19 protein-coding genes, 1 tRNA gene and 2 pseudogenes are annotated in these 18,843 nt (G+C 71.5%); 7 read left to right on the top strand and 15 right to left on the bottom strand.

Going from position 1 to position 18,843, the window contains the following annotated elements; translation table 11 throughout:
- Nucleotide 1: 1 nt before the first annotated feature.
- The 5 genes and pseudogenes from ENC19_RS08700 to ENC19_RS08680 form a co-directional block, all read right to left on the bottom strand.
- Entirely contained in the window at nt 2-1,531 is a 1,530-nt protein-coding gene (locus ENC19_RS08700) for a CpaF family protein (protein WP_164446795.1), read from the bottom strand.
- Nucleotides 1,532-2,320: pseudogene (locus tag ENC19_RS08695) on the bottom strand (ParA family protein); the annotation flags it as partial.
- 2 nt (nt 2,321-2,322) lie between these two features.
- Nucleotides 2,323-2,985, bottom strand: a complete 663-nt coding sequence (locus tag ENC19_RS08690; protein ID WP_164446608.1) for an SAF domain-containing protein — start codon at nt 2,983-2,985, stop codon at nt 2,323-2,325.
- Nucleotides 2,986-3,043: 58 nt separating this feature from the next.
- The gene (locus tag ENC19_RS08685; protein WP_164446607.1) at nt 3,044-3,991 is read right to left on the bottom strand and encodes a hypothetical protein; all 948 of its coding nucleotides are present in this window, start codon (nt 3,989-3,991) and stop codon (nt 3,044-3,046) included.
- A complete protein-coding gene (locus ENC19_RS08680; protein WP_164446606.1) occupies nt 3,985-4,554 on the bottom strand; it encodes a hypothetical protein in 570 nt (189 codons plus the stop codon). The genes ENC19_RS08685 and ENC19_RS08680 overlap by 7 nt, the downstream gene beginning before the upstream one ends.
- A 584-nt stretch (nt 4,555-5,138) precedes the next feature.
- Between ENC19_RS08680 and ENC19_RS08675 the strand changes: the two genes are divergently transcribed.
- The gene (locus ENC19_RS08675; RefSeq protein WP_164446605.1) at nt 5,139-5,942 is read left to right on the top strand and encodes a prepilin peptidase; all 804 of its coding nucleotides are present in this window, start codon (nt 5,139-5,141) and stop codon (nt 5,940-5,942) included.
- A 57-nt stretch (nt 5,943-5,999) separates the two neighbouring features.
- A complete protein-coding gene (locus ENC19_RS08670) occupies nt 6,000-8,378 on the top strand; it encodes a glycoside hydrolase family 65 protein (protein ID WP_164446604.1) in 2,379 nt (792 codons plus the stop codon).
- An 11-nt stretch (nt 8,379-8,389) separates the two neighbouring features.
- On the opposite strand, the gene ENC19_RS08665 is transcribed toward ENC19_RS08670, so the two are convergent.
- Both ENC19_RS08665 and ENC19_RS08660 read right to left on the bottom strand, forming a co-directional pair.
- Complete coding sequence (locus tag ENC19_RS08665; protein WP_164446602.1) at nt 8,390-8,875, bottom strand: hypothetical protein; 486 nt, start codon at nt 8,873-8,875, stop codon at nt 8,390-8,392.
- 148 nt (nt 8,876-9,023) lie between these two features.
- Nucleotides 9,024-9,740 carry a DUF4386 domain-containing protein gene (locus tag ENC19_RS08660; protein ID WP_164446601.1) on the bottom strand — a complete coding sequence of 239 codons (717 nt, stop codon included), beginning with the start codon at nt 9,738-9,740 and terminating at the stop codon, nt 9,024-9,026.
- Between the two features lie 92 nt (nt 9,741-9,832).
- On the opposite strand from ENC19_RS08660, the gene ENC19_RS08655 reads away from it, so the two are divergent.
- Nucleotides 9,833-10,561, top strand: coding sequence for a TetR/AcrR family transcriptional regulator (locus ENC19_RS08655; protein WP_164446600.1), 729 nt, complete (start codon nt 9,833-9,835; stop codon nt 10,559-10,561).
- Nucleotides 10,562-10,606: 45 nt separating this feature from the next.
- On the top strand, nt 10,607-11,659 hold the full coding sequence (locus tag ENC19_RS08650; protein ID WP_164446599.1) for a DUF2332 domain-containing protein: 1,053 nt from the start codon (nt 10,607-10,609) through the stop codon (nt 11,657-11,659).
- Nucleotides 11,660-11,759: 100 nt separating this feature from the next.
- Here the strand turns inward: ENC19_RS08650 and ENC19_RS08645 are convergent, their stop codons facing one another.
- Nucleotides 11,760-12,341 carry a DUF1349 domain-containing protein gene (locus ENC19_RS08645; RefSeq protein WP_164446598.1) on the bottom strand — a complete coding sequence of 194 codons (582 nt, stop codon included), beginning with the start codon at nt 12,339-12,341 and terminating at the stop codon, nt 11,760-11,762.
- Between the two features lie 109 nt (nt 12,342-12,450).
- Nucleotides 12,451-13,230 (bottom strand): hypothetical protein, encoded by a 780-nt coding sequence (locus tag ENC19_RS08640; protein ID WP_164446597.1) that lies wholly within the window; start codon nt 13,228-13,230, stop codon nt 12,451-12,453.
- Nucleotides 13,231-13,347: 117 nt separating this feature from the next.
- Between ENC19_RS08640 and ENC19_RS08635 the strand changes: the two genes are divergently transcribed.
- Nucleotides 13,348-14,373, top strand: a complete 1,026-nt coding sequence (locus ENC19_RS08635) for a sodium:calcium antiporter (RefSeq protein WP_281602435.1) — start codon at nt 13,348-13,350, stop codon at nt 14,371-14,373.
- Between the two features lie 218 nt (nt 14,374-14,591).
- Here the strand turns inward: ENC19_RS08635 and ENC19_RS08630 are convergent, their stop codons facing one another.
- From ENC19_RS08630 to ENC19_RS08605, 6 genes and pseudogenes are all read right to left on the bottom strand, one after another.
- A complete protein-coding gene (locus tag ENC19_RS08630) occupies nt 14,592-15,194 on the bottom strand; it encodes a hypothetical protein (protein ID WP_164446595.1) in 603 nt (200 codons plus the stop codon).
- A 404-nt stretch (nt 15,195-15,598) separates the two neighbouring features.
- Complete coding sequence (locus tag ENC19_RS08625) at nt 15,599-15,853, bottom strand: Txe/YoeB family addiction module toxin (RefSeq protein WP_164446594.1); 255 nt, start codon at nt 15,851-15,853, stop codon at nt 15,599-15,601.
- Nucleotides 15,850-16,092, bottom strand: a pseudogene (locus tag ENC19_RS08620) (type II toxin-antitoxin system Phd/YefM family antitoxin); the annotation flags it as partial. The pseudogene ENC19_RS08620 and the gene ENC19_RS08625, both read right to left, overlap by 4 nt.
- 43 nt (nt 16,093-16,135) lie before the next feature.
- On the bottom strand, nt 16,136-16,552 hold the full coding sequence (locus ENC19_RS08615; RefSeq protein ID WP_164446593.1) for a type II toxin-antitoxin system VapC family toxin: 417 nt from the start codon (nt 16,550-16,552) through the stop codon (nt 16,136-16,138).
- A complete protein-coding gene (locus tag ENC19_RS08610) occupies nt 16,534-16,788 on the bottom strand; it encodes a FitA-like ribbon-helix-helix domain-containing protein (RefSeq protein WP_164446592.1) in 255 nt (84 codons plus the stop codon). Before ENC19_RS08610 ends, ENC19_RS08615 begins: the two co-directional genes overlap by 19 nt.
- Before the next feature lie 111 nt (nt 16,789-16,899).
- A tRNA-Lys gene (locus ENC19_RS08605) sits at nt 16,900-16,971 on the bottom strand.
- A gap of 172 nt (nt 16,972-17,143) precedes the next feature.
- Here ENC19_RS08605 and ENC19_RS08600 point away from each other — a divergent pair.
- Both ENC19_RS08600 and ENC19_RS08595 read left to right on the top strand, forming a co-directional pair.
- Nucleotides 17,144-17,629, top strand: coding sequence for an anthrone oxygenase family protein (locus ENC19_RS08600; RefSeq protein ID WP_164446590.1), 486 nt, complete (start codon nt 17,144-17,146; stop codon nt 17,627-17,629).
- Nucleotides 17,630-17,750: 121 nt separating this feature from the next.
- The gene (locus ENC19_RS08595) at nt 17,751-18,800 is read left to right on the top strand and encodes an NAD-dependent epimerase/dehydratase family protein (protein WP_164446792.1); all 1,050 of its coding nucleotides are present in this window, start codon (nt 17,751-17,753) and stop codon (nt 18,798-18,800) included.
- Nucleotides 18,801-18,843 lie beyond the last annotated feature (43 nt).

Genomic DNA, 18,843 nt, shown 5'->3' with positions numbered 1-18,843 from the left:
CTCACCGCCGCCCGAGCCGGGTCTGCCGGGGCCGGCGCCAGGCACCCTGGCCGGCCTCGATCCAGCGGCTCAGCAACCGGGCGTCGTAGCCCACCCGCAGCAGCTGGTCCCGGACGCGTTCGGGCAGGTGCCGGGGGACCGCCCGGCCGTCGGGACCGGGGCCGAAGACCTGCGTGGTGGTGATCCGGCTGCTCTCGCCGACGCCGAGCACCTCCTCGACGTGCGAGACGAAGCGGTGCTTGCGCCCGCCGATGCCGGTCTCGTCGTCGACGGTGACGTAGACGATCAGGTCGAGCGCGTTGCCGGCCATCCGGCGGGCCTGGTCGACGGTCATCTCCCGGCCGTGGGCGAGCGCCAGCTCGATGATCCGTTCGCTCACCCCGGCCGGGGTACGCGCGTGGATCGTGCACATCGACCCTCGGCTGGTGGTCATCGCCTGGAGCATCGGCACGATCTCCCGGGACCGCACCTCACCGACGATGATCCGCAGCACTCCCATCCGCAGCGAGACCGGGATCAGGTCGGCGATGCTCACCTCGCCGGCCGGTCGACCGTCCGGTCCGCGTTCGCCGTGCCCCTCCCGGGCCTCGAAGCTCATCACCGCCCGGTGCCGGTCGCCACGGCGGGCCGGTAGCAGTTCCCGGCTCTCCTCCAGCAGCACGTACGGCTCGTCCGGCGGGATCTCGCTCATCATCGCCCGGATCACGGTGGTCTTACCGGCACCGGCCAGCCCGGCGACCATGATGTTCAGCCCGGCTCGCATCGACGCCCGGAGGAAGTCGCGCAGCAGCGGGTCGATCATCTCGTCCAGGTCGCCCCGGCCACCGGCCAGGTCGTCAAGGGTCACGTCGAGGGTGTTGTGCTTGCGGATCACCGCGTACGGGCGGTGGCTGACCAGGAACACCGCGGCCAGTCGGCTGCCGTCGGGCAGTTGCAGGTCCAGGGTGGGTTTCGAGGTGGACAGGGACCGTTCCGTCGCGCCCGCTCGGCGGGCCGCCGCCTGAAGAATCTCCACCAGCTCGTCGTCGCTGTCGGCGATGGGGTCGGCCCAGTCGACCCCACCGCCGTGCCGGGTGATGCGCACCTGGTCGCAGCCGAGGATGTGCACCTCCTCGATGGTGTCGTCGACAAGCAGGGTCTGGAGTCGACCGAGACCGGCCAGCTCGGCGGTCACCTGGTCGAGCAGCAGCCGTTCCTCGCCGGCGGCCATCGGTGTGCCGGCGCGGCGCACCGCGTCGGCGTACTCGGCGACCAGCTCGACCGCGAGCCGGGCGCGCTCGGTGTCCTCCTCGGCGACGCTGAACTCGCGGCCACGCTGCCACCGGGTGAGCCGCTCGCTGAGCTGCCGGCGCAGCTCGCGCACCACCTGGAAGTCGACCCGGGGCCGGGGTGGCGCCGCCGGCGGCGCCGCGACGGGCACCGACCCGTTCGGTGGCTGGTGCCAACCGTTGACCGGGGCCAGCGGCGGGACGGTGGAGGTGGCGCCCGGCGGTTGCCGGCGCGGGTCGGACGAGACCGGCTCAAATCGCATCGGGCACCCCTGGGACACGGGCCATGCCAGGCGGGCCCGCCGCCGCTCCAGCAGCGCGCCGATCGGCACCTCCAGCTCGCGGGCCGCCCGCAGCAGCGGCCGGTTCGCCCGCACCGTCCCACCCAGGCTCAACACCTCGGCGGTACGCGGGTCGTGCGGCAGTCGGGCGATCACCGGCAGCTGAAGGGCCTTGCTGACCTCGCTCCGACCGTGGCCGCCGCCGACCAGCAGCAGGCGCAGGGTGCCCGACGGCACCCGGTGCTCGACGAAGTCCCGCTCGATCGCCCGGAGCATGGCCCGGGTACCGGACAGGTCGGGCAGCTGCGCCCGGGACACCACGAGCACCACCGAGGCGGCGCGCAGCAGCGGCCAGGGTGGGCCGAGCACGTGCAGCCGTCCACAGTCGACGATCACGTCGTACGGTGGGTCGCCGCGCTCCAGGCCGGTGAAGAAGTCCGCGAACCGCTGCCAGAGCGGGGTGACGCTGCCGGCCTGGGCCGGGTCGATCACTCCCGGCAACAGGAGCCGTTCCCGGCGCGGCGCGTCCAGGTCGACCAGCTGTGACCAGAACGAGCTCTCCAGGCTGCCGTCCCGCAGCTCGCCGACAGCCAGCTCACCAATGCCGCGTGGCCCGTCGAGCGCGCCACCGAGGTAGCCGGCGAGGACGGATCCGCCGGCCGGGTCGCACTCGGCGAGGATCAGCCGCCGGTGCCAGCTCAACGCGCAGGCCAGCGCGGTGGTGGTGACCCCCGGCGAGCCCTTCGCCGAGACCAGCGCGATGATCGCCATGCTCAGGCCGCCTTGGTCAGCACGACCGCGATCCGATCCTGGGCGGCCAGTGCCACCACGGCCGGTACGTCCCGGACGGCGAGCGCCAGGTAGACGACGACCTCGTCCCGTCCATCGGTGGAGACGGCGTCGGTGACGGTCGCGGTGAACCGGGTGGCACCGGACGACGAGCCTCCGCCGCTGTCGTTGCTCGGCGTGCTGACCAGCAGAATCTGGTCACCGGGGCGCAGCTTCGGCGCCGGCACCTGGGCCGCGCGCAGCCCGAGCGCGAGCTGCTGCTGCCCGGGACCGAGCAGCGGGTCGTCGGTGAGCTGCGCCATCGTCAGCAGGGTGCCCGGGGCCAACGAGACGGCGGCCCGCATCCCGATCACGTCGGCGAGCCGGGCGGCGGGCACCGGTTCGAGTCCCTGACCGCCGGCCACCTGCACCGACACCAGGTCGTCGGCGCGGACCACGTCGCCCACCTCGACCGCCCGGGCCACCGCCAGGTAACTGCCGGTCGCCCGGACCGAGGTCACCGCGAACGCCGAACCCAGGCCACCGAGGGCGATCAGCAGGATGGCGAGGCCGAGCAGGCCGGGCCGGACCCGGCGTTGGCGGACCACCCGGGGCGGGGCGATCGGCGCGTCCACGGGCGAGGTTCCGTTGCGGGTCGCCACGCTCACTGGTACCAACCTTCCGTTCGCGACTGCGGGGCTCGCAGGATCGGCTCACTCCTCGCGCTCACCGGGCCACCACCTGAAGCTCGTTGATCTGGATGACGACCGGGCCCGTGGTGCGGGTGACACCGCCGATGCTCCCGCTGTCGCCGCCGTTGCTGGTCCACGTCACCGACCAGTGCGTGGTCGCCCGGACGGTGTACGTCCCGGCCTCGGGGTAGCCGTCGTGGTAGCCGCAGTCGGGGGAGCGTCGTCCGGCGTGCGGGCCCCGGCGTTCGTACTTGGTACCGGCGTCGGCGCAGGTGACGGTGTCGCCGTTGCCCATGTCCCAGACCACCCGGTTCACCTTGGCCCAAATCGTCACCTCAAGGCCCCGGTCCTCGGCGGTGGCGCTCTGCGGGCCGAACTGCTCGACACCCGATTCGGCCCACATCCAGACCGGCAGACCGACCAGCCCGGGGCCGATGGACCTGCGTGGCGCGACCGACGCGCGGGGCGCGCGCAGGGTGATCGAGGCGAACGCCCGACGGGCCAGTTCCTCCGGGTCCGGCGGAGCGCCGAAGCCCGGCGGTGGCGTGTCCAACAGCTCAAGGGTTCCCTGGCCCAGGGCACCGGCGTTACAGCTCTTCAGGTACCACTGCTGTCCCTCGGGGGGCTCCGTGGGCGGCGACTCGGCGAGCTTGTAGTAGCAGCCGTTGCCGCTGTTGAACCAGCCGAGCAGGTCGTCGTAGCAGGCAACGGTGCGGCCCTGCCACTGGCAGACGCCGCCGCCCCCGCCGCCGTTGTCGCCGCCGCTGCCGTTGTCCCCACCGTTACCGCCGCCACCGGGGGTACCCGGGTCGTCGTCCCAGACGTTGCAGTTCGGTTGGGCGGGTGGGCACTCGGCACCGGGATCGGCGGCGGTTGCCGGAACCGCGCCACCGGTGGCCAGCAGCGCCATTAGCGCGCCGCCGAGCAGCATCCGCCGGACAACGGCGGCCGGTCGGCGGCGGGTGGCCGGCCCGGTCAGCATGGCTGGTCCTGGTGGGCCGCGCCGGCGCTGATCCGCCAGCGACCGTCGGGATAGCGGGCCGCCGTGGCGGTGGCCAGGTGGCGGGAGCCGCGGGTGCCCGGTACGACCTTGTCGTCGGCGAGGTAGACCAACCGGTAGTTGCTGGCGTCGACGCAGTCCTGGATCTCCACCGTGGGCGGTGTCGCGTCGAGGTCCATCGAGATGACGGTGGGCCCCTCGGAGCGCAGCGTGCCCGCGCTCACCGCACCGTTCTGGCGGGCCTGCCGCAGGCTGAACCGGACCCGGGTCAGCAGTGGGTCGGCGAGGAACCGGGTCAGCGCCGGCTCCTGCGGATCGCTGCGCCGGCTCGCCGTGCGGGACGCCGCGAGGTAGCCGGAGTAGGCCGCCAGCGCCGCCTTCTCCGCAGCCGCCTCCTCGGCGGCCCGCTCGGCGCCGGCTGGTCTGTTCCGTTCGGGTGCCGCGGTCGTGGCCGCCTCCTGGGCGTTGCCACAGGCGGTGCTCGTGCCGACCGTGGCCACCGCGACCAGGCCGGCCGTCCAGCGGCTCAGCTGCCGTGCTCGCACCTCGTGCCCTCCTCGGTGCCGACCGGCGTACGCCGTCACCAGCGTCTCCGGGCGTGCGGCGGCGCGACCGGACGAATCTCTCCGTCCGGTTCCGTGCGCAGCCACATTTACTGTTATGGATCTCTTGAGAAATGCACTCGCCAGGCTGCTCGTCGGTGGTGGACGTGGGTTGCGTCACATCCAAGGGGCGAGCATAGGCTGACGCTGGCCGATGCAACAGAGGCAATTCAATCGAACACGCTGAGTGAGGAAGGGTGGTGGTGCCGCATGGTTACCGACAGGTTGCCGATGTTGCTCGGCCCGGTGTTCGACGCGGGCGGGCGCGGGCGGCGAAGCGGACGATCCCACCGGTTGGCGGGCGCCCGGCCGGCCGGGCGCAATGAGGCGGGAAATGGCAATCGGTCCGATCCGTCCCCGGCAGAAATGGTGCCAATGGGCGGTGAATTGTCACCGACGGGATTTGCATCTGCCAGTTCCGGGCATCCGGTCCGACGTTCGGACGGCACGACGGCAGCCGGCGACCGACGATCGGGCCGCCACCGGAACCGACCGGACACACTACCCTGCGTGAGGGGGCGATTCGGATGACCCGGCCACCGGCTCCACCGGCACCCCCGCACCGGGCGGCCACGCCGGCTGCCGCGCCGTCCGGAGGCACCGCCCGCTCATGGCGGCCCGCCGCAGCGGTACTGGCGATCACCCCACTGCTCCGGTACGCCGTCGCCCGGCACGCCGTACCCCCGGGCACCGGCCGCCGGACCGGCTGCGACGCCTGCGGCGCGCCGATCGGCCCGCACCGTCCCTGGCCGGCGCTCGGTCCGACCGCCCGCTGCGGCGGCTGCGGCACCCGGGTCGGTGCCCCGCCGGCAACCGTCGAACTGGCCGCCCTGGCAGCCGTGGCGGCGCTGCTGCTGACCCACCCACCCGCCGTCGAGATGGTCGTCGCCGGGTGGTGGCTGGCCTTCGCGGTGCCGTTGCTCTTCATCGACCTCGCGGTGCACCGGCTGCCGGACCGGCTGACCTGGCCGGCCGCCGCCGGCACCTGGCTGCTGCTCGGACTGGCCGCGCTGACCGGGGCCGATGCGACACCATGGCTGCGCGCCGTCGCCGCCGGGCTCGGGCTGGCGCTCTTCTTCGCCACCACCACCCTGTTGCTCGGTGCGCGGGGCTTCGGCATCGGCGACGCCAAGCTCGCGCTGAGCGCGGGCACCCTGCTGGGCTGGTACGGCTGGAGTCTGCCGGTGTTCGGCCTGCTGCTCGCGCTGACCCTGTCCGGGCTGGTCGCCCTGGGCCTGCTGGTCAGTCGTCGGGCCCGCCTGTCGAGTCACCTGCCGTTCGGGCCGTACCTGGTGCTCGGCACGGTCGGCGCCCTGCTGCTGGTGTGGTGAACGGGCCGGCGGGGAATTGTCAGCCCGCAGGGACCGTCGGAGAGTCCTGGAGGCACCGTGCACCCCACCCCTGACCAGCAGCCGGACGAGCCGCAGCCCGAGGAGCGGTGGCGGATCCGACGGACCCGGGACGACCTGGACCGGCTCGGCGAGACCGAGTCGGTCTTCGCGTTGAGCAACGGATGGCTGGGCTGGCGGGGCACCCTCGACGAGGGCGCACCGGTCGAGATGCCGGGCAGCTACCTCAACGGGCTGCACGAACGCCGGGAACTGACCTACCCCGAGGACGGCTACGCCTTCCCACAGCTCAGTGACACCGTGATCAGCCCACCGAACGCCACACTGGTACGCCTCTGGGTCGGTGACGAGCCGTTGGACCTGCGCACCGGCACGGTGCTCGCCCACGAGCAGGTGCTCGACCTGCGGGCCGGGGTGATCGAACGGCTCACCGAGTGGGTCTCGCCGGGCGGCGACGGGGTGCGGGTACGCAGCACCCGGCTGGTGTCGTTGGCCCGCCGCCGGGTCGCCGCCGTCGACTGGACGGTGGAACCCCTGGACGGGCCGGTCGACGTGCGGATCTGCGCCGACCTGCTGGCCAACGAGCATGTGCCGGAACGGGCCGACGACCCTCGGGCCGCCTCGCTGATCCAGGACCCGCTGACCGCCGAGCTGCACCGGGTCGACGGTGCCGACGCGCTGCTGGTGCACCGTACCGAGCGCAGCGAGCAGCGGGTCGCCGTCGCGGTCGCCCACCGAGCAGCGGCGCCGGCACAGCTCACCACCGACGCCGACGCCACCCCGGACCGGGTCCGGCTGACCCTCACCGGTGCGCTGGGCCCCGGGGAGCGGGTGCGGCTGACCAAGTTCGCGGCGTTCGAGTGGGCACCCGTGGACGACTCCACCGTCGAGGAGTTGGCCGCCCAGGTCACCGCCGAGGCGGACGCCGCGCGTACGGACGGCTTCGGCGAGCTGCGTACCGAGCAGCGGGCCGCCCTCGACCACGCCTGGCGCACCGCGGACGTGCTGCTCGACGGCGACGAGGAGCTGCAACTGGCGATCCGGTTCGCCATGTTCCACCTGATCCAGGCGGGGCGCGCGGACGGCGACCGGACCATCCCCGCCAAGGGGCTGACCGGCAACGGCTACGACGGGCACGTGCTCTGGGACACCGAGGGGTACGTACTGCCGGTGCTGACCTACATCGCGCCCGCCGTGGCCCGGTCGGCACTGCGCTGGCGACACGCGCACCTGACGCAGGCGTACGACCGAGCGGCGGAGCTGCGGCTCACCGGCGCCACCTTCCCCTGGCGGACCATCAGCGGCCGGGAATGCTCCGGCTACTGGCCGGCCGGCACCGCCGCGCTGCACGTCAACGCCGACATCGCCGACGCGGTCCTGCGCTACGTCGGTGCCACCGACGACGAGGAATTCCGCACCGGGCCCGGACTGGACCTGCTGGTGGCCACCGCCCGGCTGTGGCAGGGCTTCGGGCACTTCACCGACGACGGCAGCTTTCACATCGCCGGCGTCACCGGCCCGGACGAGTACGCCGCGCTCGTCGACGACAACCTGTTCACCAACCTGATGGCGCGGCGGAACCTGCGCGGCGCGGCCGACGCCGCCGAACGGCACCCGGAGGCGGCCGGCCGGCTGGGCGTGGACCCGGCCGAGGTGGCCGGGTGGCGGGCCGCCGCCGAGGCGATGACCATGCCGTACGACCCGAAGCGCGGGGTGCATCAGCAGTCCGCCGGGTTCACCGACCGGCCGGAGTGGAACTTCGCCGACACCGGCAACGACGACTATCCGCTGCTGCTGCACTTTCCCTACCTGGAGCTGTACCGACACCAGGTGGTCAAACAGGCGGACCTGGTGCTGGCGATGCTGCGCTGCCCGGGCGAGTTCACCGCCGAGGAGAAGGCCGCCAACTTCGCCTACTACGAGGCGCGGACGGTCCGGGACTCGTCGCTGTCCGCCGCACCGCAGGGCGTGCTCGCCGCCGAGCTGGGCCACCTCGACCTGGCGTACGACCTGTTCGCCGAGTCGGTGCTCCAGGATCTGGAGGATCTCGGCGACAAGACGGGCGACGGGCTGCACCTGGCCTCACTGGGCGGGGCCTGGCTGGCACTGGTGCAGGGCTTCGGCGGCCTGCGCGACGACCGGGAACTGCTGTCGTTCGACCCGCGGCTGCCCGACCGGATCGACCGCCTCGCGTTCAACCTGCTCTGGCACGGTCACCGGCTACACGTGACGCTGACCGCCGACGAGGCCCGGTACGAACTGCCGGACGCCGACGCCGACGTCGCGATCGAGCTGTGGCACCACGGTGAGCGCCTGCGGGTGACCGCTGGCGAGGCGACCATCCGCCCCATGCCCCCGCTGCCCGACTCCGGTCCCGAGCCGCCCTCCCCACCCGGTCGCCGCCCGGCCCGCCGCTGACCCGCTGGGTGTCAGTGGACCGGCTCACCCTGGTCGCCGAGGGCCGGGCCGCCGGACATCCGCTGCCGGACGGCGTCCAGCTCCTCGAAGGCGTATGCCCAGTTGTGGCACTTGAAGCTGCGCAGCCCGTCGATCGGCGACCGGCAGTCGGCGCAGCGAACGCCGGGGATGGCGGCGGGCAGACCGGTGTTCACGTAACGGCGGTCGCCGAGGATCACCGTGGCGATCATCATCGGGTCGTGTACGCCCTTCAGGGCCGAGGCGACGATGTCGTACCAGGTGATCCGGCGACCGCACTTCGGGCAGTCCGGGTGGTCACCGCTCACCCACAGCGGTGCGCCGATGGTCCGGGGCGGCATGTTGAGCAGCTTCTCGATCCGCCGTACGTCGGACTCCGGGGTGGTCCAGCGGTGCCGGCCGGGCAGCGCGGCGGGTGAGTCGTAGACGGCTTGGAACAGGGCGGGGTCTACCTCGACGGTCTCGCGTTCGCTGGTCATCGGCGTCCCTCCCGGACTTCTCGGCGCCCCCACCGTGGTCACCGGCGGGTGGCAGGCACAACCGGATCAACGACACGGCGCGACGACCGGCCCCGGTTCGGGCGTACCCGGATGCGAGCACGACCCGAACCCGGGCCGACCGGGACGGTCAGGCGGTCGACGCGGCGGTGAGCGGCGCGGTCGGCGTCGTTCGCGGTGCCTCGGTGAGCGCCCGCTTCCGGACGCCGAAGATGACCAGGTAGCCGAGAATCCACAGCTCGCCCACGGTGGCGGGGACCACCAGCAGGTCGCGGACGATCCCGGCGCCGGGGGCGAGATACCCGACGAACGTCATCAGCACGTACCCCACACCACCGACCACGAGGATCCAGCCGAGGGCCCGGGGCAGCCAACCCGAACGCAGCACGCACCAGCCCATCGGCATCAGCCAGAGGCCGAAGAAGAGTCCGCCCACCGCCCACAGGTTCTCGCTGACGAGGTAGAGCAACTGGATCGTGTCGGCGGCGCCGCCGGTCCCGTCGGTGGCGACCCCGACCGCGGTGCCGAGCATCGCGGCGCTGCCGAGGATGGCGACGGCGTTGACGATGCCGAAGGCGGCGATGCTGCCGGCGGCGGTGCTGTCGACGGAGCGGAACAACCGGTAGAACCAGACGGCGGCGAGTGTCTGGGTGAGCACGACGAGCAGTTCGAACGCGACGCCGAGGCGCGCCAACGACTCGTTGGCGAGCAGGTTGGCAAGGGTCGCGTCGGCATCGCCCACCTCGAAGATCATGGGTCGGATGGTGAGGAAGCCCAGTGCGCCGGCGATGCCGAGCCCGAGGTAGAAAAGCCCGGTCGTCCGGGCGGTGCGGATCAGTGGATGCATGGTGGCTCCTTCGGTTGCGACTCCGGTAACGCGATCAGCCTTACGTCGTAAGGCAACCATACGTTGTAAGGTCAAGGGAAGATGGGAGCCGCATGGGAGCGAGGAAACGCCGCGAGCCACTGAGCCGTGACCGGGCACTTGCCGCCGCCATCGCATTGGTGGACGCGGAAGGGATGCCGGCGCTGACGATGCGCCGGCTCGCCGCCGACCTCGGGGTCGAGGCGATGTCGCTCTACCACCACCTGCCCGGCAAGGAAGGGCTGCTCGACGGCCTCGTCGACGCCGTCGTCGCCGAGATCGCCACGGTCGCCACGCAGGCCGAGACCGCGGCGGCCGGCGGAGACTGGCGTACCCGACTACGGCTGCGTTTCCTCGCCGCCCGCACGGTCATGCTGCGGCACCCGTGGGCACCGGCCCTGCTCACTGCCCGTTCGACGATTCCCGCCGGGGTGTACGGCTACTACGAGGGCATCCTCGCCACCCTGATCGACGGCGGCTTCTCGTACCGGATCGCCCACCGGGCGCTGCACGCGTTCGGCAGCCTGGCCCTCGGCTTCGCCCAGGAGGTCTTCCAGCCCGGCGCGGGCGAGGAGGTCGACGCCGAAGCGGCGGAGGCGGAACTGGCCGAGCTGTCCGCGCGGCTACCCCACCTGGCGGCGATGGTGGCCGCCGAGCTGCACGACGCCACCGACCCCACCCTCGGCTGGTGTGACAGCCAGACCGAGTTCGAGTTCACCCTCGACCTGCTCTTCGACGGTCTGGAACAGGCTCGCGACGCAGCCGGCCCGGCGCACCGGGAGACACCCGCGCTGCCACTGTGACCGCTGACATCGCTCCGCCGCGCCCGTCGCCGCTACCGTCGCCGCATGCAGGACATCGGTGACGTCGCGGCGGCCTTTCGCACGGCCCGTGGCTTCGGCAGCTCGCCGCTGTACGGCCGGCTGCTCGCGGTCGTCGCGGCGGACAGGGCGCTGCTCGAACTGGCGGCCCGCACCCGCCCCGGCCAGCAGCCCACGTTCGCGCTCTTCGGCGCGGTCCACCACCTGCTGCTGGCCGGAACGCCCGATCCGTTGGCCGAGTACTACCCGTCGGTGGCCGGCGCTGCCGCTCGTCCGGTCGACGGGGGCACCGGCCTGGCCTTCGCCCGCTTCTGCGCGGCGTACTCCGACCGGATCGCGTCACTGCTCGGCACGCGCCTGGTGCAGACCAACCAGGTGCAGCGCGCACTGGTGCTACGGCTGGGCCTGGCGCTGCTGCGCCGCACCACCTCCGCACCCGTGTGCGTTGTCGAGGTGGGCTGTAGCGCGGGGCTGAACCTCCGCGCCGACCGGTACGCCTACACAGTGGGTGGCACGCCGGTCGGCGACCACAGCTCGCCGGTCCACATCGGAGTTGATGTGCCGGACACCGACCCGCTGCCGGACCTGGACCGGCTGCCAGAGATCGCCGATGTGGTCGGTATCGACCTGGCCCCGCCGGACCTCACCGACGCCGACGACCGGGCGTGGCTGCGCGCGCTCGTATGGCCGGAGAACTCGCATCAGGCGGCGCAGTTGCAGGCGGCGATGGCCGTGGTGGCGGCCGATCCGCCGCGCGTGGTGGCCGGCAACGCCACCGAGATCGGTCCCACGGTCGCGGCGACGCTTCCGCCGGGGCTGCCACGACTCGTCGTGCACACCGCGACGCGGATCCACGTGCCCGCCGAGGATCGTCCGGCGTTCGACGCCGCCGTTGCCGCGTTCGGAGTCGATGGCCCGATGCTGCACCTCGCCCTGGAGGATGACCATCTCGTCGCACCGTCGGGCCGGTCGGGCTGGGGACTTACCGCCACCGACGCGAGAGGAAGCCGGACCGTCGCCGTCGCCGACGGCCACCTGGCCTGGCTGGAACCCCTACCCGCGATGAACGACCTGGCCTGACGTTCCCGGCACGATCGGCGCTGCGGGAGTCCGCTGGGGCCGGGGCGGCCCGGATGGGCGCGCTGCACCGACCGCATCCCGACGCTGTCCGGCGGCCGAATCAGGAGCCGTTCCGCGCGTCGGCCAGCGTGGTGGGGGTGATCCTGATGTCCGTCAGGCGCGCGCTGAGCCCGTCACCCATTGGGGACTGCACGCTGAATCCGGCCCGGTGCCCGGCCACCGGCCCGAGCGTGAACAGTCGGGCCAGCGCCCAGTGCGCGCCGTCGTCGGAATGGTGGAACGCGTACACCGCACCGGTGCGGGAGATTCGCAGCCACGATCGGCCGGGCTGTGCCACGGCAACCCCGTTGGCGTCGTCGGACACCTCGCGGGTCACCACGGTGACGATCATGTCGGTACCGGCCGGTGATCGCTCCAGGGCCAGCTTGGCCCAGATCGTCGGTCCACCGTGGATAAAGAGTGCGACCGCGTCGTAGGTTTCCGCCAGCGGTGCCTCGACGAGGGCACTGAGCTGAAAGTCGCCGTCGAACCGCGCCAGCGTGAGCGGTGCCGACCCGAGCGGCTCGCCGCCGGCCGGGTCGACGAACCAGTCCGTACGGGCGGAAGCGCTCAGCGCTCCGACACCAGGCGGCTTGACGCGATCACCGTTGACGTCCTGCCATTCAAGCGACTCGATCGACATGGCGGCAAGCGTGCCGGGCGTACCCAACGGAGGCAACCCGCTCGGACGTCTTTGGCCAGGTCAGCCGGTGATGAGAGCGCTACCACTCGGAGTTGCCTGGTGGCCTTGGCTACGTGCGCTCGGATAACAGGCTGACGATGGCGCGTTGCAGCCGGATGATGTCGGTCATCGTGTACCGGCCCTCGCCCGGCCCGGGTTCGTTACCCAGCGGTGGCTGCGGGTGCTGGGAGGCCAGGGCCCGGACCTGGTTGGCGGGGTCGGGCAGGTAGGTGAGCCCGACCACCCCGAACCGGGCTCCGCCACGGTCGCGGGCGGCGGCCCGGCCGGACAATTCGTTCAACGTCGGCGGCTGCTGGAAACGGCCGGAGTAGAACTCGATGACCGGGTACTCGTTGCCGCCCGCGACCTGCCGTACGAACGCCGCGTAGAAGCTGGCCTCCACCTGGATGGACACCACGTCTCCGGGGCGCAGCAGCGTCAGCGTCCCGGGCCGGCGTGGCCGGCGGGTCAGCGGTGGCGGCGGCGTGGCCAGAAAGTCCTTGACGGCCGGAGACTGCCGGGCGAAGGCGTCGGAGAGCACGACATCGCGGTTGAGTGAGTCGATGGCGGCCGACGCGTGGGCCGTGACGGCCTCGTCGGCGAGGCCGTACCGGTGCAACAGGACGGCCATCGCCACCCAGCCACGGTGCCGGGTCTCCGCAGCGGTGTCGGCGGCGTCGAGCAGGCACCGCCAGCGGGTGAGGATCGGCGGGATCACCCGTTGCCCAAGGTCGCGGTGATCCTCTGGCACGGCCACCAGCTGCCAGCCCACCCACCGGGCCAGGTCCTCGTTCAGCGCGCGGACGAGGACCGGCGCGGCGAGCTTGTCCAGGATCTGCTGATGCCTCACGCCGAGCGAGTCTGACAGACCTCCGCACCCCGGGCGCCTGGCCCGTTGCTGCACAAAATCCCGCCAGATGGGTACGGGGGGAGGCATGGCGTACGGACGAACCTCAGGCGACCCCTCGTGATCACCGGTACCTGGCCGCTCCTGCCCAGCGTGCTCGCGCTGGTCGTCGCACTCGCGGCGATCCTGTCCGCCGGCCGGGTGTTGGTGCGGACGGCCGACGAACTGGCTGACCGGACCGGGATGGGCGAGGCGGTGGCCGGTGCCCTGCTGCTCGGCGCGGTGACCTCGCTGCCCGGCATCGCCACCACGGTCATCGGGTCGGTTCGGCAGGACGCCGAGTTCGCCCTCGCCAACCCGATCGGTGGCATCGCTGTCCAGACGGTGTGGCTGGCCATCGCCGACCTGCTCTACCGCCGCTCGAACATCGAACACGCGGCGGCCTCCCTGGAGAACGTCCTGCAGGCGGTCGTGCTGGTGGCGCTGCTCTGCCTACCCGTGGTGGCGTACGCCACACCTGAACTCACCCTGCTCTGGGTGCACCCGGCGAGCCTGCTTATCCCCGTCATCTACCTGTACGGTCTGGTGCTGCTGCGCCGGCTCCGCCGGGAACCGATGTGGTTCGCCCGGCGTACCACCGAGACCCGTCAGGACGAGCCGGCTGCCGAGACGTCCGGGCTGAGCCTGCGTCGGCTGTGGTTCCGGCTGGCCGCCCTGGCGGCTGTGGTGGCCGCCACCGGTTACCTGATCGGGCAGGGCGGGCTCGGCGTGGTCGCCGCGTCCGGCCTGCCCAGCGGCTTCGTGGGCTTCACCATCACAACGGCGATCACCTCGCTGCCGGAGCTGATCACGCTCATCGCGGCGGTCCGCATCGGCGCGCTGACCCTCGGCATCGGCAACATCCTCGGCGGCAACGCCTTCGACTCTTTGATGATCTTCCTCGCCGACGCCGCCTACCGGCCCGGGTCGATCTACTCCGAGGCGAACCTGTCGGGGCTGCTGTTCACCGGCATGACCACGCTGATGACGGCCACGCTGACCGCCGGGTTGCTGATCAGAGAACGCCGGGGCATCGGCTTCGAAGGAGCCGCCATTCCGATCATCTACCTGGCTACCGTCGCGCTGCTGCTCCTGCGGCCCGGCTGAGGGTCGGACCACTATCCCACTCGGCGACCACGGTCAGAATCAGCGGACCATTTGGTATCGGGTTGCCGACGTCGTTCGGGTAACCCCAGCTGCTCGTGTTTCCGGCCTGGTCAGTCAGCGAGAATCCGATCGTGTACTGCCCGGGTGCGAGACGACCGGTGGACACCGCCAGGTAAAAGACTCCGCTGCCGTCATCGTGCTCGCCGCAGTTGTGCGGCCTACTGGTACGTCAGCGGCAGATACCGCTCCCGGCCGCTCTGCTCAGTCGTCTGCGTGAAGCCGGCCGCCTCCAGGATCGCAGCGAACTTAGCCCGTCTGCGTCGACGAATGGAGACCAGCAACAGGGTGACAGACATCAGCGCCGCCCAGGCGACGGCGGCGACAGCCGCAGCGGTGGTGGGGGACGTCCCTCCCAGTCCGAGCAGCACACCGAGGACCGTGCACAGCACGGTGAGGACGACATAGAGGAACCACGTTCGCTGCTTGTCGTCGCTCCAGCCCTCGAGGTCGTAGCTGATACGGGCCTTGAACAGCTCCAGCACGTCGGCAGACACGGGGGGCAGTGCGCCCCCGGTGGAAGCATCCGGGTACTGCACCCGGTTCCGCTCGGCCCTCTCGCGGGCCTGCGGACGGGGGTCGGGTACGAAGAACAGCTGCGGTCCGCTGCGGTGTCGCTGCCGTGTGTCCGTGTACGCGTAACCGAATTGCTCGGCAACAGCGGCCATAAGGGCGAGTGAGCGCAACGTGGCCACCTGCTCGACCTCCACCGGCTGCCCGCCGGCCATCTTCCGCAACATTTTCCGCACGTGCCGCTGTCCCACCAGCGATCCCCCATCACATCGTTGATCAGACCTGCTCAGCCTCTCGTCCGAGAAAGGCCGGAGGTCCATCCAGCAGTGCCACGGTCCCGGTTGAGCCAAGCCACCGTAGCGGGTTCGAGACATGCCGCAGGGTAGCGGGCCGCCGCTCGGCCCCCATGTCAAGCGGGCCTTGACGGCTCGTGCGGGCGCTGCCGGAACAGACTGGGCCGGCTCTCGGCGTCACGGAGCGTACCCCCGGCGGACAACGCCACAGTGGCGCAGTTGACCTGACCGTGCGCGGCTGCGGAGCCGGCACCTGGACGACCGGTGGTGTGCTCGACAGCCACCCGCGACGCGCTCAAGCGGCTCGGTCAGACGCTCGACCGATGACCGCCCTGCGCTGCTGGTGCCACACCGATTTGCTATCAGTCGCCGTAGTGGTAGCGGCAGGCGACGATCTCGACGTCGTCTTTGGTGATTCGGTACACCAGCCGGTGTTCGCGGTCGATCCGGCGGGACCAGAAGCCGGACAGCTCGCCCCTCAGGGGCTCCGGCTTGCCGATGCCCTCGTACCCATTGCGCATCACGTCCGCGATCAGGTCGTTGATGCGCTTGATGAGCTTGCGGTCGGTGTGGCGGAGGCACTGGCTCCATGCGGTCGCGGTGAAGACCAGCCTCACGCGACGTTCCGCGCGGTGTCCGGGTCGGTCAGCTTCCGCTCGGTCGTGTCGCCCTGCTCAAGCTCGGCGATCGACCGGCGTAGGGCTGCGGCGTTGCTGGGGCTGCGCAGGAGGTACTCGGTTTCCTTCATCGACTCGAATTCGGCGAGCGACACGATCACCACCGGCTCGTGGCCAGACCGGGTCACCACCACTTCCTCGGCGTCGTCGATGACCCTGTCGAGTTCGGCGGCCAGGTTCTGGCGTAGCTGTCAGGCCGATGATCCTCGGGCGGCCCCGCCGTCAGGACGCGGCGAGAAGTCGAATCTCGCAGCGGATACCGCTGGCCTTGGCGAGCCGACCGTCACTGGTCACGAGTGGGCAGGCCATCAACTCCGCCGCCGCGACGTAAGCCGCGTCGTACGACGTGACATTGCCCCGCAACTGCCACATCCGGTCAAGCAGCATAGGAACACCAACCTCATCGATGACCAACGAGGGCAGGGTGTCGACCGCCTCCTCTGCCCGAGCGAGACCGAGCTTCCCGCCGAGGACCTTGCCTCTGACCACGGACATGACCTCGACCAAAAGATGACCCGGAGCGACCCAGTGCGGATCTCCGGTCAGTGCCGCCCGCGCTGCGTCGCCAACCGGCCCGTCATCAACCAGGGCATCAGCCAGAACCGACGCATCCACCACGATCACGCGGCGCTTCCCCACGATCCGCGCTGCTCCCGCTGGTCATTCAACTCGGCCGCGCTCTCCCCCGGCAGGGAGCGAGCACCGTCCGATCGGCCGGCGAAGCGATCAAGGACCGCCGTGTTACGCAGCCGGCGAGCCTGCGTCTCCACCAGTTCCAGCAGGTATGCCTGGAGGGACTGCCCGCGCGCCTTGGCTTGGGCCGCCAACGCGTCTCGCACTTCCTCCGGCACGTCACGAATCTGGAGGGCAACCATGCATTCATTATGCATGCAGCATTGCTCACTTGCTAGCGAGGCTCGCCCCCTCGAACAGCTGATCGCATGACGCCGGTGGTACAGCCAAGAGCCGCAGGTCGGAGAAGTGCGTGGGCCGCCAGGGACTCGAACCCTGAACCTATGGATTAAAAGTCCACAGCTCTGCCATTGAGCTAGCGGCCCGCGTGGCTCAGGTTACCGGACACCGGCGGGGGCGGGCTCGCGGCTTCCCGCCCGCCGTCGATGCGTGGGGCGGCTCCGGCCGGATCGGGGTGGACGTCGGTTGGCAGGATCGGCTGTGCCGGCCTGCGGGTCTCGTCGTTGGCCGGGCTGCCCGCTTCCTGGAGGTGCCGCCATGTCGGAGCCGATCCGCCTCACCGTGCTGGCCGGGGCCACGCTCACCACCGGGCTGGTGGCGGGGCTGTTCTTCGCGTACGCATGCTCGGTGATGCCGGGTCTGGCCGCGACCGACGGTCGGACCATGGTCGGCACTATGCAGTCGATCAATCGGAAGATCATCAACGGTTGGTTCCTGTCGGCGTTTCTCGGTGGGCCGCTGCTCGTGGCGGTGGCCGTGGTGGGGTATGTCGGCAGCGGCGGCGCGGTGCTCGGCTGGCTCGTCGCCGCGCTGGTCGGCCACCTGGTCACGCTCGGTGTCACGGGCCGGTGCAACGTGCCGCTCAACAACCGGCTGGAGGCCGCCGGGCCGGTCGACGGGATCGACGATCTGGCGGGGGTACGGCAGTGGTTCGAGACGCCCTGGGTGCGGTGGAACCTGATCCGTACCGTCAGCTCGGTCGCCGCCTTCGCGTGCCTGATCGGCGCACTGCTCGCCCGATGAGCGACCGGTGCGGGGGTTCCCCGAGGCCGGCGGGGCGCCGCGACTCGATGCCGGCCGGCGCGCGCAGGACGACGGCCCGATGGCTGCGCTTGGAAAGCGGCTGACCGGGTACGGACCGGGCATGCGGATCGTGGTCGTGGGTGCGAGCGGGAACGTCGGTTCGGCGGTGCTGCGTCGGTTACGGCGTGAGCCCGACGTGGAGATCGTCGGGGTGGCGCGGCGGTTGCCGCCTCCGGGTGCGGGTGAACCGTACGACGGGGTGCGGTGGCACTCCTGCGACATCGGCCTGGCCGGCGCGGCGGACGAGTTGACCGGTGTCTTCGCCGGTGCCGATGTGGTGGTGCACCTGGCCTGGCAGATCCAGCCCAGCCACGACCAGCACGTGTTGCACCGGACCAATGTCGGTGGCAGCCGGGCGGTGGTCGACGCGGTGCTGCGTGCGCGGGTGCCGGCCCTGGTGTACGCCTCGTCGGTCGGCACCTACGCGCCAGGTCCCAAGGATGTGCCGGTCAGCGAGCGCTGGCCGGCCACCGGGGTGTCCGGGTCGTCGTACAGCCGGGACAAGGCGACGGTGGAGGAGATGCTCGACGGGATCGAGCGGAGCCATCCGGAGCTGCGCCTGGTGCGGATGCGTCCTGGGTTGATCTTCCAGCGGGAGGCCGGGACCGAGATCAGCCGCTACTTCCTCGGTCCGCTGGCACCGGTTCGGCTGCTGCGGTTCGGCCGGCTGCCGCTGGTGCCGACCAACCGGCGGCTGCGGATGCAGGTGGTGCACGCCGACGACGTGGCGGACGCGTACGCCCGGGCGATCATGGGCGACGCGCGCGGTGCGTTCAACGTCGCGTCGGACCCGGTGCTGACTCCCGAGCTGGTGGCCCGGCACTTCCACGGCTGGACGGTACCGGTGGCCGCCCCGGTGCTGCGGGCCGCCGCGACGCTCACCTGGTGGGCCCGGCTGCAACCGGTCGACGCCGGCTGGATCGAGTTGGCGCTCAACGCGCCGCTGATGTCCAGCGAGCGGGCCGAGACCGAGCTCGGCTGGCGCCCGAGCGTCGACTCGGTCACCGCGCTGCGGGAACTCTTCGCCGGCCTGGCCGCGCAATCCCGTACCGCCAGCCCACCCATGTCCATCTCACCCACCTTCCCGGCAGGCGAGGGCAACCCCTACTGACCCCGCCTCCGCCGCTGTCGACCAAGAGCTTCGCGTCGAGGAA

The organism is Verrucosispora sioxanthis (genome assembly GCF_010560025.1).
GTDB classification, from domain to species: Bacteria; Actinomycetota; Actinomycetes; order Mycobacteriales; family Micromonosporaceae; genus Micromonospora; species Micromonospora palythoicola.
The sequence above is the reverse complement of the archived record's forward strand: the minus strand, read 5'-3'. Positions and strand labels throughout refer to the sequence as shown.

What these genes read in the sequence shown, in the direction of transcription:
- ENC19_RS08700 (WP_164446795.1), bottom strand. Translation starts at nt 1,531, where the DNA reads ATGCGATTTGAGCCGGTCTCGTCCGACCCGCGCCGGCAACCGCCGGGC.
- ENC19_RS08685 (WP_164446607.1), bottom strand. Translation starts at nt 3,991, where the DNA reads ATGCTGACCGGGCCGGCCACCCGCCGCCGACCGGCCGCCGTTGTCCGG.
- ENC19_RS08675 (WP_164446605.1), top strand. Translation starts at nt 5,139, where the DNA reads ATGACCCGGCCACCGGCTCCACCGGCACCCCCGCACCGGGCGGCCACG.
- ENC19_RS08665 (WP_164446602.1), bottom strand. Translation starts at nt 8,875, where the DNA reads ATGACCAGCGAACGCGAGACCGTCGAGGTAGACCCCGCCCTGTTCCAA.
- ENC19_RS08660 (WP_164446601.1), bottom strand. Translation starts at nt 9,740, where the DNA reads ATGCATCCACTGATCCGCACCGCCCGGACGACCGGGCTTTTCTACCTC.
- ENC19_RS08655 (WP_164446600.1), top strand. Translation starts at nt 9,833, where the DNA reads ATGGGAGCGAGGAAACGCCGCGAGCCACTGAGCCGTGACCGGGCACTT.
- ENC19_RS08650 (WP_164446599.1), top strand. Translation starts at nt 10,607, where the DNA reads ATGCAGGACATCGGTGACGTCGCGGCGGCCTTTCGCACGGCCCGTGGC.
- ENC19_RS08645 (WP_164446598.1), bottom strand. Translation starts at nt 12,341, where the DNA reads ATGTCGATCGAGTCGCTTGAATGGCAGGACGTCAACGGTGATCGCGTC.
- ENC19_RS08610 (WP_164446592.1), bottom strand. Translation starts at nt 16,788, where the DNA reads ATGGTTGCCCTCCAGATTCGTGACGTGCCGGAGGAAGTGCGAGACGCG.
- ENC19_RS08600 (WP_164446590.1), top strand. Translation starts at nt 17,144, where the DNA reads ATGTCGGAGCCGATCCGCCTCACCGTGCTGGCCGGGGCCACGCTCACC.
- ENC19_RS08595 (WP_164446792.1), top strand. Translation starts at nt 17,751, where the DNA reads ATGCGGATCGTGGTCGTGGGTGCGAGCGGGAACGTCGGTTCGGCGGTG.